The sequence below is a fragment of the Fructilactobacillus ixorae genome, from assembly GCF_024029915.1.
Taxonomy (GTDB): domain Bacteria; phylum Bacillota; class Bacilli; order Lactobacillales; family Lactobacillaceae; genus Fructilactobacillus; species Fructilactobacillus ixorae.
The window spans coordinates 1-15400 of the sequence record NZ_CP097478.1; the positions used below are offsets into that span (position 1 = coordinate 1).

General features: G+C 47.9%; 13 protein-coding genes. All 13 read left to right on the plus strand.

The window, feature by feature from the left end; all coding sequences use genetic code 11:
- The 13 genes from dnaA to M8332_RS00065 all read left to right on the plus strand — a co-directional run bounded on the left by dnaA (position 1) and on the right by M8332_RS00065 (position 15282).
- Positions 1-1344, plus strand: coding sequence for a chromosomal replication initiator protein DnaA (dnaA, locus tag M8332_RS00005; protein WP_252780109.1), 1344 nt, complete (start codon positions 1-3; stop codon positions 1342-1344).
- 222 nt (positions 1345-1566) lie between these two features.
- On the plus strand, positions 1567-2706 hold the full coding sequence (gene dnaN, locus M8332_RS00010) for a DNA polymerase III subunit beta (RefSeq protein WP_252780110.1): 1140 nt from the start codon (positions 1567-1569) through the stop codon (positions 2704-2706).
- 169 nt (positions 2707-2875) lie between these two features.
- A complete protein-coding gene (yaaA, locus tag M8332_RS00015) occupies positions 2876-3094 on the plus strand; it encodes a S4 domain-containing protein YaaA (RefSeq protein ID WP_252780111.1) in 219 nt (72 codons plus the stop codon).
- A gap of 8 nt (positions 3095-3102) precedes the next feature.
- Complete coding sequence (recF, locus tag M8332_RS00020) at positions 3103-4215, plus strand: DNA replication/repair protein RecF (RefSeq protein WP_252780112.1); 1113 nt, start codon at positions 3103-3105, stop codon at positions 4213-4215.
- A 10-nt stretch (positions 4216-4225) separates the two neighbouring features.
- Positions 4226-6175, plus strand: coding sequence for a DNA topoisomerase (ATP-hydrolyzing) subunit B (gene gyrB / locus M8332_RS00025; protein ID WP_252780113.1), 1950 nt, complete (start codon positions 4226-4228; stop codon positions 6173-6175).
- 72 nt (positions 6176-6247) lie between these two features.
- Complete coding sequence (gene gyrA / locus M8332_RS00030) at positions 6248-8731, plus strand: DNA gyrase subunit A (protein WP_252780832.1); 2484 nt, start codon at positions 6248-6250, stop codon at positions 8729-8731.
- A gap of 196 nt (positions 8732-8927) precedes the next feature.
- A complete protein-coding gene (gene rpsF, locus M8332_RS00035; protein WP_252749544.1) occupies positions 8928-9221 on the plus strand; it encodes a 30S ribosomal protein S6 in 294 nt (97 codons plus the stop codon).
- Positions 9222-9251: 30 nt separating this feature from the next.
- Positions 9252-9776, plus strand: coding sequence for a single-stranded DNA-binding protein (ssb, locus tag M8332_RS00040; RefSeq protein WP_252780114.1), 525 nt, complete (start codon positions 9252-9254; stop codon positions 9774-9776).
- Between the two features lie 41 nt (positions 9777-9817).
- Positions 9818-10069 carry a 30S ribosomal protein S18 gene (gene rpsR, locus M8332_RS00045; protein ID WP_252749546.1) on the plus strand — a complete coding sequence of 84 codons (252 nt, stop codon included), beginning with the start codon at positions 9818-9820 and terminating at the stop codon, positions 10067-10069.
- Positions 10070-10221: 152 nt separating this feature from the next.
- Positions 10222-12243, plus strand: a complete 2022-nt coding sequence (locus M8332_RS00050; RefSeq protein WP_435370807.1) for a DHH family phosphoesterase — start codon at positions 10222-10224, stop codon at positions 12241-12243.
- Between the two features lie 48 nt (positions 12244-12291).
- Positions 12292-12744 carry a 50S ribosomal protein L9 gene (rplI, locus tag M8332_RS00055; RefSeq protein ID WP_252780116.1) on the plus strand — a complete coding sequence of 151 codons (453 nt, stop codon included), beginning with the start codon at positions 12292-12294 and terminating at the stop codon, positions 12742-12744.
- A 32-nt stretch (positions 12745-12776) separates the two neighbouring features.
- Positions 12777-14180: a replicative DNA helicase gene (dnaB, locus tag M8332_RS00060; RefSeq protein WP_252780117.1), complete on the plus strand. Its 1404-nt coding sequence runs from the start codon at positions 12777-12779 to the stop codon at positions 14178-14180.
- 130 nt (positions 14181-14310) lie between these two features.
- On the plus strand, positions 14311-15282 hold the full coding sequence (locus tag M8332_RS00065; protein ID WP_252780118.1) for a GMP reductase: 972 nt from the start codon (positions 14311-14313) through the stop codon (positions 15280-15282).
- Positions 15283-15400 lie beyond the last annotated feature (118 nt).

The following is a 15400-nucleotide window of genomic DNA, read 5'->3' on the forward strand; positions in this document are numbered from 1 at the left end:
ATGAATCACACCGAACTATGGAATCAAATTAAAGCCAAATTTAAGGAAAACCCTAAATTTGACGAAAATACGTATGCTACTTGGATCAACTCCGTTACCCCAATTTCATACGATGGTCACGTCTTAACCCTCGAACTTCCAACTGCGCTGCACCGTGACTACTGGGAACGCCAGTTAAAATCAACGTTTATTGAATACGCTTATGCAGTTACCCAAACGGATGTCCGCCCCAATTTAGTTTTAAAGGGCGAAACCGGACCGAACACTGACAATCTCGCGCAGTTTCAGCAAAATCACGCCAAGCCAACTACGCCGCACATTGATCCCCACCTGAATCCGCACTACACCTTCGATACCTTCGTGATTGGGCAGGGGAATCAAATGGCGCACGCCGCGGCCCTCGCGGTTTCCGAAGATCCCGGAAAGGTTTACAATCCACTGTTCTTCTATGGTGGCGTTGGACTAGGAAAAACCCACCTAATGCAGGCGATTGGTAACAAGGTCTTAAAGACCCATCCCAACGCAAACGTTAAGTACGTTACCACGGAAAAATTTACCAATGACTTCATTGATGCCCTGCAAAACAACAAAATGCAGGAATTTCGGCGGGTGTATCGCAACGTCGATTTACTATTAGTTGATGACATCCAGTTCCTTGCTAATAAAGAGGGAACCCAGGATGAGTTCTTTAATACTTTTAACGCCCTTTACGAAGAAAACAAACAAATCGTGATGACGGCCGACCGACTCCCAAACGAAATTAACTCGCTCACGGATCGCTTAGTCTCCCGGTTTAAATGGGGATTATCCGTTGACATTACGGCGCCCGATTTGGAAACCCGAGCTGCCATTCTGAGGGCTAAGGCCCAGTCGGAAGGACTCCAAGTCGACGATAACATTATGAGTTACATCGCCAGTCAAATTGATTCAAACGTCCGGGAACTAGAAGGTGCGCTCTCCCGCATTAAAGCCTTTGCCGACTTAAAGCAGGAACCAGTAACCATGGACCTCGTTTCCGAAGCGCTAAAACCCCTAAAGCTCAACAAGGAAAAGAGTGCGCTCACCCCCGAAACGATTATGAAAGTAACTGCGTCTTATTACCACGTCACGGTTAAGGAGCTGAAGGGGAAAAAACGGGTAAAAGCCATCGTCATTCCGCGACAGGTCGCCATGTATCTCTGTCGGGAACTCACCGATAATTCCCTCCCCAAAATCGGAGAGGCCTTTGGGGGCAAGGATCACACCACGGTAATTCATGCGCACGAAAAGATTACCAAAATGGCTGCTTCCGATGCCGAACTCCAAAAACAAATTGCCGATTTAAAAACTGAAATTCGGCACTAAGCGAGCGGGGGCGTAAGTGATCCTGGAAAAATGGTATAATGCTAGTTGTGGATAATTATTAAAAAACTAGGGCACTTACTAACAAACTTATCCACAGTGGATAACTGATTAACCACTTTGCTCTTTAAGAGTTATCCACAGAAATCACAGGCCCTACTACTACTACGATTTTTGTTTTAATTAATTAAATTAACCCACCGGCCCTGAAGGAGGAACTGAAGTATGCAATTTTCCATTAATCGACTTTCGTTTATTAAAGCCTTAGGAATTGTTCAACGAGCCATTTCAAGCAAGACAACGATTCCCATCCTTACCAACCTGCTGATTGATGTTTCCAACAGCAACATTCAATTAACGGGTAGTAATGCTGACATATCCATTCAAACCACGATTAGTGGGAATAATCCAGATCATGAATTAACCATTAGTTCAACTGGGAAAATCACGTTACCCGCTCGGTTTTTCAGTGAAATCGTTAAAAAACTCCCGGATCGGGAACTCTCGGTGGAAGTCGGTGATAACTTCCAAACCACCATTAAGTCAGGAAATTCTGAATTTACAATTAATGGATTGGATGCTAATGGATACCCACACTTACCTGAAGTTGATAGCGAACATCCCATTCACCTTCCAGCTGAAATTTTTCGGGAGGTCATTGGCCAAACTGTAATCGCGGTTTCTAAACAAGAAAGCCGCCCGATTTTAACTGGAGTTCACTTTACGTTAGACCACAATCAGCTACTGGCCGTTTCTACCGATAGTCACCGGCTTAGCCAACGGAACGTGGAATTACCCAAGGAAGCCGAAGGTGACTATAACGTGGTCATCCCGGGCGAAAGTCTAAAGGAATTAGCTCGGATGCTAGATGGTGAAACGAATGCCATTGACATGCATTTGTCGGAAAATCAGGTGCTCTTCACCTTTGGGGCGACTCGGTTTTACTCCCGACTCCTTGAGGGCAACTATCCAGATACCTCGCGGCTGGTCCCAACTTCCTCAGAAACCCAGGTCAAGTTTGCAGCAACTGACTTACTCGCTGCCGTGGAACGGGCGTCCTTGCTCTCCCATGAATCCCGCAACAACGTCATCAAATTTACAATTAAGCCTGCTGATCAAGTTGTAACGATCACGGGGAACTCCCCAGACGTAGGGAAAGTGGAAGAAGAGTTAACGCCCGCTACCCTTAGTGGGGCGGACTTGGAAATTTCGTTTAATCCGGATTACATGAAAGAAGCGCTCCGCGTCTTTGGTCCGATTGACGTTGAAATCGCCTTTACTTCGGCCTTACGACCGTTTACGATCACCCCGGCCGATAACCACACGAACTTTATTCAACTGATCACTCCTGTACGAACTTTTTAACCTAAAATCGCACTAAAAGCCCATAATTTAGTTTATGGGCTTTTTTGGTGCTTTAACGGTTTAAATGTCTAAATGACCTGAACGGGCTGAAACGGCTTATAAATGCGAGCTGGGTGTACTTTTTGAATTTTAAAGGTTATAATTAGAAGTAATGAAAGCAGGTGGCAAGATGAAAAAAGAGGTTTTAATTACAACGCCGTACGTGACGTTAGGCCAATTGCTTAAAATGGAAAATGTGATTGCTTCAGGCGGACAAGCAAAGTGGTTTTTACGCGAAAAAACCGTTTACCTAAATGATGAACCAGAAAACCGACGCGGGAAGAAGCTGTACGACGGTGATGTCGTCCGGGTTCCCGAGGTGGGTTTGTTTTTTATTAAGGCAAAGTAGGCCATTTCATGCGGATTGACGAACTAAAACTGCGAAATTTTCGTAATTATGAACGACTCGACGTCGCTTTTGCTCCCGGCGTCAATGTTTTGATTGGGGAAAACGCGCAGGGCAAAACGAACCTCTTGGAGGCGATTTACGTCTTAGCGTTAGCCCGCAGTCATCGCACTTCTAATAACCGAAATTTGATTACATGGGAGTACAAAACGGCGTCGCTCTGGGGTAAGATTCGGCGCGCGGCCGGCCCCACTCAGTTGGAACTGCGGCTTAACCCGAGTGGGAAGCAGGCGAAGGTCAATCACATTGAACAGGCGAAACTCTCAACTTACGTGGGACAGTTAAACGTGATTTTGTTTGCCCCAGAGGATCTGAAACTCGTTAAGGGTGCGCCACAGGTACGCCGGCGGTTCATGGATATTGAATTTGGGCAGATGAGTAACCGGTATTTATACAACGTGAGTCAGTACCGCCGGATTTTGAAACAGCGCAATGCTTACCTCCGCCAGTTGCACTTTCAAACCGCGCACGATCGGGTGTACCTCACGGTTTTATCGGATCAGTTAGCCGCTTACGCTGCAGAAATCATTTTTCAGCGCGTGCAACTGTTGCGGCGCTTGCAACACTGGTCGCAAGCATTGCATGCCGAAATTTCGCAGCATCGCGAGGAGTTGCAGTTTCGTTACTCGACGGCGCTTCCGCGGGAGCAACTGGCAAGTGTTGACATGATTTATCAGGCCCTATTGCAAAAGTTCGCGGATAATCAGGCAAAAGAAATTCAGCAGGGGACGACCCTCTACGGACCGCAACGGGATGATCTCCGGTTTTTGGTTAATGGTAAGGACGTTGCGACCTTTGGATCACAGGGACAACAACGGACTGCAGCCCTGGCCACTAAACTGGCGGAAATTGATCTGATGAAGGATGAGACGGGGGAGTACCCGGTCTTGCTCTTAGACGACGTCTTGTCAGAACTAGACGACATCCGGCAAACCCATTTGTTGACGGCAATTCAAAATAAAGTGCAGACGTTTTTAACGACAACTAGTCTGAGTGGGGTGTCAGCGGAGTTGATTCATGATCCCCGCTTGTTCCACATTCACGGCGGAAAGATTGACCAGTAGGAGGATGAACATGACAGAGCATTCGAATGAGACCAAGGCAGAACGAGCAAATGAGTATGATGCAAGTCAAATTCAAGTCCTAAAGGGACTAGAAGCGGTGCGGAAACGGCCGGGAATGTACATTGGTGCGACCAATTCGCAGGGGTTGCATCACCTCGTGTGGGAAATTGTTGATAATGGAATTGATGAGGCGCTCGCCGGCTTTGCCGACCAGATTGATGTGGTCATTGAAAAGGATAACAGCATCACGGTCACGGATAATGGTCGGGGGATCCCGGTTGACCAGCAAAAAGAAACCGGTAAGTCAGCGTTGGAAACGGTGTACACCATTCTGCACGCCGGTGGAAAGTTCGGCGGTGGCGGTTACAAGGTTTCTGGTGGATTGCACGGGGTCGGGGCCTCAGTGGTTAACGCGCTCTCCGAAAACCTCTCTGTGGAGGTGACTCGAAACGGGAAACGCTATTACATGGACTTTGTGCGTGGACACGTGCAGACGCCTTTGAAAGTAATTGGAACCGCCCCAGCTGAGACCCACGGAACGAAGGTTCACTTCTTACCCGATCCAGATATTTTCACGGAAACCACGGTTTATGACATGGAAACCCTGACGACCCGGATTCGGGAGTTAGCGTTCCTAAATAAGGGACTGCGGATCACAATTAAGGATAACCGGCAGGAACCGCCCGTTGAACACGATTTTCATTACGAGGGCGGGATTCGGCATTACGTGGAATACCTAGACCGGGATCGGACCGCGCTGTTTCAGGATCCCATTTACGTGGAAGGGGTCGAACACGACATTACGGTGGAAGTTTCGTTGCAATATACGGATGACTACCACAGTACGTTAAAAACCTTTACGAATAATATTAATACCTACGAAGGTGGAACCCACGAAGAGGGCTTTAAGCAGGCGTTGACTAGGATCATTAACGTCTATGCCCGCAATAACCACCTGCTTAAGGATAACGAGGATAACCTTACGGGACCGGATGTCCGTGAGGGGCTAACGGCCGTTGTGAGCGTTAAACACCCGGATCCGCAATTCGAAGGCCAGACCAAGACAAAGTTGGGAAATTCGGACGCCCGGACGGCCACAAATCACGTCTTTAGCCAGGAATTTGCGAAGTTTATGGATGAACATCCGCAGGTGGCCAAGGAAATCGTGCAAAAGGGGTTACTAGCAGCGAAGGCACGGTCAGCAGCCAAACGAGCTCGCGAAGTCACCCGGAAAAAAAGTGGACTAGAAATTAACAGCCTCCCGGGGAAACTTGCAAACAATACTAGTAAGGATCCCGCAATTTCAGAATTGTTCATCGTTGAGGGGGACTCGGCTGGTGGGTCTGCTAAGCAGGGGCGATCCCGGTTAACCCAGGCGATTCTACCCATTCGGGGGAAAATCCTGAACGTGGAAAAGGCCACCATGGATCGGATTTTAGCTAACGAGGAAATTCGGTCGTTATTTACGGCGATGGGAACGGGCTTTGGTGAAGAGTTCGACATTACGAAGGTGAACTACCACAAGTTAATCATCATGACCGATGCCGATGTCGATGGTGCCCACATCCAAACCCTGTTGTTAACCTTAATTTACAACTTTATGCGGCCGATGATTGATAAGGGCTACGTTTACATCGCTCAACCACCGCTCTATCGGGTGCGGCAGGGGAATAAGTTCCAACGCTACATTGACTCGGATGAAGAACTACAACAACTGTTGAGTTCATTACCCGCTGCCCCCAAACCGCAAATTCAACGGTACAAAGGGTTAGGGGAAATGGATGCCGAACAGCTGTGGGAAACCACGATGAATCCGGCTAACCGCCGCCTACTCCGGGTAACGTCTGACGATGCTGCCGCCGCAACAGCGGCCTTCCAGATGTTGATGGGAGAAAAAGTGGGCCCCCGCCGGCAATTTATCGAAGAGAATGCTAAGTTTGTTGAAAACCTGGATGTTTAACTTTGTTTCATGTGAAACAACCGGGAAAAGAGTTACCTAGAGGGAACGGAGGCAAGTTACGTGGCTAACGAAATGGAAACGCCAGAAACTAGAATAACCAACGTCGAATTGTCGAAAAAAATGAAGTCCTCATTTTTGGACTATGCCATGAGTGTGATTGTGGCGCGGGCACTACCAGACGTTCGGGATGGCTTAAAGCCCGTGAACCGGCGAATTTTGTACGGCATGGATCAACTCGGAGTCACGCCCGATAAACCCTACAAAAAGTCTGCCCGGATTGTCGGGGACGTTATGGGGAAGTATCACCCCCACGGGGATAGCTCCATTTACGAGGCGATGGTGCGGATGGCGCAGGAATTTAGCTACCGCTACCTACTAGTTGATGGGCACGGAAACTTTGGCTCCGTCGATGGCGACGGCGCCGCTGCCATGCGATATACCGAAGCCCGGTTAAGCAAGATTTCACTAGAAATGTTGCGGGATTTGAATAAGGATACCGTTGACTTTGCCCCGAACTACGACGGTACGGAACGGGAACCAGTGGTCCTCCCGGCTCGAATTCCGAACCTGTTGCTAAATGGAGTAACCGGAATTGCGGTGGGAATGGCCACGAACATCCCCCCGCATAATTTAAGTGAGGTCATCTCGGCCATTCACTTGCTGATGAAAAAACCAGCAGCCAAGGTTAACGAGTTGATGGAAGTGCTGCCTGGGCCTGATTTTCCAACTGGCGGCATCGTAATGGGGAAATCGGGGATTCGACATGCCTATGAAACTGGTCACGGCAACATCGTGGTTCGGGCTAAGGTCGATATCGAAGAGGACCGCCATGGAAAACAAACCATCGTTGCAACCGAGTTGCCATACATGGTTAATAAGGCGAAGTTAATTGAACGAATTGCGGACTTAGTTCGGGATAAACGTATTAACGGGATTACGGCAATTAATGACGAGTCCGACCGGGAAGGAATGCGGATTGTCATCGAAGTGCGCCGGGATGCCAGTGCCGAAGTGGTACTCAACAACCTCTACAAGATGACGTTGATGCAAACTTCGTACAGCTTTAACATGCTGGCAATCATCGACGGAGCGCCCAAGGTGTTGAGCCTCAGAGAGATTTTGAATAGCTACTTGGATTACCAAGTAGATGTCATTACCCGTCGGACCCGTTTTAACCTGAAAAAGGCGGAAGCCCGAGCACACATTTTAGCGGGATTGTTGGTGGCGTTAGACCACATTGACCAAGTAATTCAAATCATTCGGAGTTCCAAAACGGGTGAGATTGCCAAACAACAGTTGATTGATAACTTTGCGTTAGACGATAAACAAGCTCAGGCTATTTTAGACATGCGGTTGGTCCGGTTAACCGGATTGGAACGCGGAAAAATCACCGATGAACATCAAAAGTTATTGGAACAAATTAATGACTATCGGGATATTCTAAATAGTCACGACCGGGTCACAGACATCATCTATAACGAGTTGTTAGAGACGCAAAAGAAGTTTGGCGATGCCCGGCGGACGGAATTGATGGTGGGGGAAATTACCAGCATCGAGGATGAAGACCTCATCGAGGCCAAGAATGTCACCATTACGTTAACCCATAACGGGTACATCAAGCGGATTCCGACCGATGACTTTAAGGCCCAAAACCGCGGTGGTCGTGGAATTAAGGGAATGGGTGTGAACCAGGATGACTTTATTGAACACTTACTGACCGGTTCCACGCATGACCAACTGCTGTTTTTCACTACGGCAGGGAAGGTGTACAGCCTAAAGGCCTATGAAGTTCCGGAATACGGACGCTCGGCCAAGGGAATTCCGATCGTCAACCTCTTACAACTGGGTGAACACGAAAAGATTCAAACCGTCTTAGACATTAGTGATACAGAAGATGTTGCTCACAAGGATCTCTTCTTTACCACGAAGCTGGGAACGGTCAAACGGACCCCGTTAGCTGAATTTGTCAACATCAGAAACAATGGGCTCAAGGCCATTAATCTGCGGGACACGGATGAAGTAATCAAGGTTTCGTTAGTAAGCGAAACCGATGATGTCATCATTGGAACGCACGCGGGTTACGCCGTGAGTTTTAAGGTCAATGCCGTTCGGTCAATGGGCCGCTCCGCCACTGGAGTTCGAGGTGTGAAACTTCGGGACCAGGACTACGTAATTGGCGCTGACGTGCTTGTTTCCGGTGGAGATGTGTTTGTAATCTCAGAAAAGGGTTACGGAAAACGAACTCCGATTGCCCAGTATCCAATTAAAGGCCGGGGCGGTAAGGGGATTAAGACGTCCAACGTTACTGAGAAAAACGGACCAGTCGTTGGTCTGGGCGTTGTGCTCGGCGATGAAGACATCATGTTAATTACCGACCAAGGGGTTATGATTCGGTTCGCAACGGAAAATGTTTCGGAAACGGGCCGGGCCACCATGGGGGTTCACCTGATTCGGATTGATGAAGATTCGAAGGTGGCCACGATGGCGATCGTCACGAAAACGGATGATGAACCGGCTACACCGGTAGCAAATGCATCAGCACCTGATGACGAATAATTAAAAACGAAAAAAAGATGCCACGTTGGCATCTTTTTTTACGTAGTTAACTAAGTATCGGTAAATCGCATTCGTGGATTGTCAACGGGCCTAAGCAATGCTATAATGTAAAGCTGTAGATTGACTCTGAGTCAAACTGCAACCCTTGCTCTTCAAATCGTTGGAGGGCCGAAAGTCCATAAGGAGGTGCAAATTCATGGAAAACAAATATGAAATTACTTACATCATCCGTCCTGATCTTGACGACGCTGCTAAAACTGCTTTAGTAGAACGGTTTGACAAAATCTTGACTGATAATGGTGCCAAGTTGATCGATTCAAAGGATTGGTCGAAGCGGCGGTTTGCTTACGAAATTGATGGATTCAACGAAGGAATCTACCACGTTGTAAACTTAACTGCGGAAGACAGTCGAGCAATTGACGAATTCGACCGGTTGTCGAAGTTTAGTGACAACATTTTACGGCAAATGACTGTTAAACGTGATAAATAAGCTATCTAAGAACGAGAGGAGCGTTTCAGTATGATTAATACCGTGGTCCTAACTGGACGATTAACACGAGATGTCGATTTACGATACACCCAAAGCGGGGCAGCCGTGGGTTCCTTTACCCTGGCCGTTGATCGCCGCTTCACCAATCAAAATGGTGACCGGGAAGCTGACTTCGTTAATTGTGTTATTTGGCGGAAATCAGCTGAAAACCTTGCCAACTTCGTTCATAAAGGGTCATTGCTTGGGGTAGAAGGCCGCCTGCAAACGCGGAACTATGAAAACAAGCAGGGCCAGCGAGTTTATGTAACGGAAGTCGTTGTTGAAAACTTTACTCTGTTGGAACCACGAAATAGTGGTCAACAAGGCAACAACGCTGGCAACCAAGCTCCTCAACAAAATCCATTTGGAACTCCGCAATCGAATAACTTCGGCGGCCAAGCTGATCACAATGGTGCAAACCAGAGTAATCCTAGCAATGGGAATGATAATTCTGCCGATCCGTTTGCCGGTTCAGGAGACCAAATCGATATTTCCGATGATGATTTACCATTCTAAAGTGGGACAAATCTGATTAACGAACGAGGAGGGGATTACACATGGCTGAACAAAGACACGCAAGAGGTAGAAGAGGTGGACGTCGGCGTCGGAAGGTTGACTTCATCGCTGCAAACCACATTGACTACATCGATTACAAAGATGTTGATTTATTAAAGCGGTTCATCTCAGAACGGGGTAAGATTTTACCCCGTCGAGTAACGGGAACTAGCGCTAAGAACCAACGGAAATTAACAATTGCCATTAAACGGGCTCGGATCATGGGCTTGTTACCATTCGTTGTTGAAGACTAATGGGTAATTGCAAAGAGTTTCTCAGAGATGAGAAGCTCTTTTTTCTTTGCTGCAATTAGGCCTGGTTCGGCAGATCGGATTCGCTCCTTTTTAGGGGAGAGTTTGTGATAAAATAAAGCGTAATAGATCCCCATTGAGTAAAGGAGCAAATGATGAAAAAGGAAAACACAACGCTGGCGTTGCCACCTTTTATGCATAATCGACACCTGCGTAACATCGCCATTTTCATTTCCCTGAACTTGGTCTTGGGTCTGGTAATTGCGTTTGTTTACAACGTGTGGGTTGGAGGAGTTCTCCTGCTGCTAGCCTGCGTGGGTCTCTTCTTTGTAAGTAAAGAACTAAACGTGGTCGAACAAAAAGCCAATAATTACATGGACAGCCTCTCGTACCTAATCAAACGGGGGGAACAAGAATCAATGCTGGAAATGCCGTTGGGGGTTTTAATTTTAGATAGCCAACAACGGGTTAGCTGGATTAATCCGTATTTGCAACCCTATTTTAAAACGGATCGGGTGGTAGGTAAGCAGTTGGAACAAGTTGCCCCCCACCTCGCGCAGGTGATTCAGACCAACTGGGAACAGGATGATCCGTTTGAAGCCACCTGGAACGGTCGGTACTTTAACCTTTTGATTCAACGGCAGTACCGAACCATTTATCTCATGGACATCACGCACTACGCTGAGGTGGAAGTTCAGTATGAAAACGAGAAAGTGGCCATTGGGGAGATTTACCTTGATAATTTTGATGAGGTTAGTCAATCCATGTCGGACCAAGAAATTTCAAACTTGCGAAATTACGTCACGAATAAGCTAACCGAATGGGCGCAACGGTACGGGATTTATCTCAAACGGATTGATGCCGAGCACTATTCAATTATGATGTACATGCGCTCGTTAACGGCGGTTGAAGCCGATAAATTTAACATTCTCGACACGATTCGGAAGGGGACGGTGCAACAGAACTTCCCAATTACGTTGAGCATTGGGATTGCGTATGGTGATACGGATTTGAACCAACTGGCCGATTTAGCCCAAAATAATTTGGATCTCGCACTTGGTCGGGGTGGGGATCAAGCCGTGATTAAGTCTAAGGACGGGAGGGCCGTTTTCTTCGGGGGCAAGACGAACCCGATGGAGAAGCGGACCCGGGTCCGGGCGCGGATGATCACGCACGCTCTAGTGCAATTAATGGGCACGGCCGACCAGATCTTTGTGGACGGTCACAAACAGCCGGACATGGATTCCTGGGGGGCAGCCTTGGGGATTCGCCGGATTGCGCAAATGAATGGCAAGCAGTGTTACATTGTCTTTGATGATCAAGACGTACACACAGACATCCGGCGGCTCTTGGATAAAATCAAGGACTACCCAGACATCGAAGCGTCCATTATCAGCACCGATGAAGCGGTGAAATTAGCAACCGATGATAGCCTAATGATCATGGTTGATCACTCCAATCCAAAGATTGGCGTCGCTCAGGAGTTGTACCAGAAACTCGAAAACCGGGTGGTCATCATTGACCATCACCGGCGCGGCGAAGATTTCCCTCCGAATCCTTTGCTGGCGTACGTGGAACCCTACGCTTCGTCTGCGTGTGAATTAATCACGGAAATGTTTGAATACCAGTCGCAGTCTGCTGATCCAATGAACGAGTTGGAAGCAACCGCGATGTTGACTGGGATTGTGGTGGATACCCAATCCTTTACGGTTAAAACCGGAACTCGGACGTTTGATGCGGCCAGTTACTTACGTTCGGCGGGTGCCAACGTGGAGGAAATTGCCTCGTTCATGAAGGAAAACGTGAAAAATTACATGGATGAGAACCATCTGATTTCGTTGGTAAAATTTGAAAGTGATCACATTGCCTTAATTACGGCTGAAGACGAGGTAGCGTATGATTCGGTGACCGCGGCGAAGGCGGTTGACTCCTTGCTGTCGGTAGACGGGGTTGAGGCCTCGTTCGTGGTCTTTCGGCGTCAGGATGGCAACGTTGGGATTTCAGCTCGCAGTACGGGGACGATTAACGTCCAATTAATTATGGAGCAACTGGGCGGTGGCGGTCACTTAGGTGCGGGAGCCACCCAGTTGACCGACCAAACTGTTCCAGAAGCTAGTGAATTGTTAAAAACGACGATTAAAACCAGTCTCTCCGACAATCCACCAACAGACGAATAGCATGAATGCAGTAAATTTGTTACATTAGACCAAAAGGAGTGAAGGATTATGCAAGTGATTTTTTTAGAAGATGTGCGTGGTAAAGGAAAACGGGGCGAAATCAAACAGGTGCCAGCTGGGTATGCCCAAAACTATTTGATTAAGAACGGCCTCGCTGAACCAGCAACTAAATCAGCAGTCAGCCGGGTAAAAGCGCAACAAAAACACGCGGCCGAAAATGCCGAAGAAGAATTAGAAGAAGCACAACAACAACAAGCCTTTTTGGAAAAGGATGACACGGTGGTGGAACTACGGGCTAAATCCGGTAAAGACGGGCGGTTGTTTGGCTCCATTACTAGCAAACAAATTGCGCAGGCACTGGCCGCACAATACCAAGTTAAAATTGATAAGCGTAAGCTTGAACTTGCAGAACCCATTAAAGCAATGGGTTACACCAACGTTCCCGTAAAGCTGCACCCCAACGTGACGGCTAGAATTCGGGTCCACGTTGCCGAAAAATAAAGCAATGCGTCACATTAGAAAAGGGTTAGAGCATGAATAACGATGTGTTAATGGACCACACGCCACCGCATAGTATTGAAGCGGAAAAGGCGGTCCTGGGTTCACTTTTCTTAGCCCCTGCGTCGTTGCCTGAGGCCATGGAAATTTTACAGGCCGCTGATTTTTACAAACGAGCTCATCAATTAATTTATCAAGCAATGGTCGACTTAGCGGATCAGGATGAAGGAATTGATGCCGTAACGGTGACCGACCGGTTAAAAAGTCAGGATCAACTAGAAGACGTTGGGGGCGTTTCAGCGATTGTCGAACTCGCAGAATCGGTTCCAACTGCCGCTAACTTGGGGTATTACGCCAAAATCGTGAGTAAAAAGGCGGTCCTGCGGCGGCTAATTCAAACGGCGACTAAGATTGCTACGGATGGTTACGATGAGGATGAAGACCTAGACACGCTCCTAGATAACGCGGAACGGGAAATCATGGATGTGTCGGAGGATCGCAATCAGAGTGGCTTTCAACCCATTCGCGATGTCTTGACGCAGGCCTTTGAAAAGATTAACGAGTTGTCTGAAAATGGTGGTGACGATGTGACCGGCCTGCCGACCGGTTACAAAGCCTTGGACCAGATGACCACGGGACTCCATCCGGGCGAATTAGTAATCTTAGCCGCCCGGCCCGCGGTCGGGAAAACGGCCTTTGCCCTAAACATTGCCCAAAACGTTGGGACGAAGACCAATAAGACGGTAGCATTGTTCAGTTTGGAAATGAGTGCCGAATCGCTGGTTAACCGGATGCTGTGTGCGGAAGGCAGTATTGATGCCAACCACCTGCGGACCGGGGAACTGAGCTCCGACGAATGGAATAGTTTAACGGTTGCTATGGGAACGTTATCGAACGCCAAGATTTTTATTGACGATACTCCGGGAGCGCGAATTGCCTCCATCCGGGCGAACTGTCGGCGGTTGAAGAAGGAAGCCGACCGGGATCCCGATGGTGGCTTGGGCTTAATCGTGATTGACTACCTGCAGTTGATTGAAGGCAGTACCCGGGAAAGTCGGCAACAAGAGGTGTCTGAAATCTCACGGCAGTTAAAGAAACTTGCCAATGAGTTACAGGTGCCAATTATTGCCTTGTCACAACTGTCCCGGGGCGTGGAACAACGGCAGGATAAGCGGCCGGTGCTTTCCGATATTCGAGAATCTGGTTCGATCGAACAGGATGCAGACATTGTCGCCTTCTTGTATCGGGATGATTATTACGAACGCGAAGGTGCAACCGAGGACGAGCAGGGGGCGAATGCCCCGGCTTCCGATGATGATAATGTGGGTGAAGTTGAGATTATCATCGAAAAGAACCGTTCGGGTCCCCGTGGCACGGTTAAACTCTTGTTTGTAAAGTCGTTTAATAAGTTTTCTTCAATTTCATATGCACACGAATAACAGGATCCGAGGGGATGCTGTTTTTTTGGTTAATTAATTGACTATTGCAGGTGGCTTCGGTATGATATGGAAGGTCCGCGAATGAAAGAATTTAAATAAAGATTAATGTTCGTGAATAGGAGAGAAAAGCATGGAAGTATTTGATTATAATGACATTCAATTGATTCCCAACAAGTGTATTGTCAATTCCCGGAGTGAATGCGATACAACGGTGGAATTTGGGGGACGACAGTTTAAACTCCCCGTGGTTCCGGCGAACATGCAAACCGTGATTAACGAAGAATTGGCCGTTTCGCTAGCACAAAACGGGTATTTTTACGTAATGCACCGGTTCCAACCGGAAGCCCGGCACGATTTTATTAGACGGATGCACGACCAGAATTTATTTGCGTCAATTAGCGTCGGCGTAAAGCCCGCTGAATATGATTTCATTGCGAGCTTAGCGGCCGATGACTTACAACCAGAATACATTACCATCGACATTGCCCACGGGTACTCCGATTCCGTCATTAAAATGATTAAATACATTAAGGAACAGTTACCCACGGCGTTTGTAATTGCCGGCAACGTGGGGACTCCTGAGGGAGTTCGGGCCTTAGAAAATGCTGGAGCTGATGCCACCAAGGTGGGCGTAGGTCCTGGGAAGGCTTGCATTACAAAGGTCAAGACTGGCTTTGGAACTGGGGGCTGGCAGTTAGCGGCGATCCGGTATTGTGCTAAAGCTGCGCAAAAACCAATTGTGGCCGATGGTGGAATTCGGACGGATGGCGACATTGCGAAGTCTCTACGGTTTGGAGCCACAATGTGTATGATTGGCTCGCTGTTTGCGGGGCACTTAGAATCACCCGGAAAAGAAGTTGAAGAAGCTGGCCAGAAGTATAAGGAATACTTTGGCTCGGCGTCGGAATACCAAAAGGGTGCCTACCATAACGTGGAAGGCAAGAAATTACTGGTGCCGTATCAGGGGAGCATCTACGATACGCTGCAAGAAATGAAGGAAGACTTGCAATCTTCAATCTCCTACGCCGGTGGTCGTGATTTAAAGGCGCTCCGGACGGTTGATTACGTAATTGTGAAAGATACGATTTATAACGGTGATTAGGTCGGGCGGTTTGTTTCATGTGAAACAAACCGACCCGCTCAGTGAAAAGAGCATCCCAGTTATGGGGTGCTCTTTTCGCTGAATTTGCAATTTCCGCATTTTTTTTGTATTTTGGAAA

Excerpts from the sequence above, each read along its gene's own strand:
- yaaA (WP_252780111.1), top strand. The coding sequence starts at position 2,876 with ATGAAAAAAGAGGTTTTAATTACAACGCCGTACGTGACGTTAGGCCAA.
- gyrA (WP_252780832.1), top strand. The coding sequence starts at position 6,248 with ATGGAAACGCCAGAAACTAGAATAACCAACGTCGAATTGTCGAAAAAA.
- rpsR (WP_252749546.1), top strand. The coding sequence starts at position 9,818 with ATGGCTGAACAAAGACACGCAAGAGGTAGAAGAGGTGGACGTCGGCGT.
- dnaB (WP_252780117.1), top strand. The coding sequence starts at position 12,777 with ATGAATAACGATGTGTTAATGGACCACACGCCACCGCATAGTATTGAA.
- ssb (WP_252780114.1), top strand. The coding sequence starts at position 9,252 with ATGATTAATACCGTGGTCCTAACTGGACGATTAACACGAGATGTCGAT.
- recF (WP_252780112.1), top strand. The coding sequence starts at position 3,103 with ATGCGGATTGACGAACTAAAACTGCGAAATTTTCGTAATTATGAACGA.
- rplI (WP_252780116.1), top strand. The coding sequence starts at position 12,292 with ATGCAAGTGATTTTTTTAGAAGATGTGCGTGGTAAAGGAAAACGGGGC.
- M8332_RS00050 (WP_435370807.1), top strand. The coding sequence starts at position 10,222 with ATGAAAAAGGAAAACACAACGCTGGCGTTGCCACCTTTTATGCATAAT.
- gyrB (WP_252780113.1), top strand. The coding sequence starts at position 4,226 with ATGACAGAGCATTCGAATGAGACCAAGGCAGAACGAGCAAATGAGTAT.
- rpsF (WP_252749544.1), top strand. The coding sequence starts at position 8,928 with ATGGAAAACAAATATGAAATTACTTACATCATCCGTCCTGATCTTGAC.
- M8332_RS00065 (WP_252780118.1), top strand. The coding sequence starts at position 14,311 with ATGGAAGTATTTGATTATAATGACATTCAATTGATTCCCAACAAGTGT.
- dnaN (WP_252780110.1), top strand. The coding sequence starts at position 1,567 with ATGCAATTTTCCATTAATCGACTTTCGTTTATTAAAGCCTTAGGAATT.
- dnaA (WP_252780109.1), top strand. The coding sequence starts at position 1 with ATGAATCACACCGAACTATGGAATCAAATTAAAGCCAAATTTAAGGAA.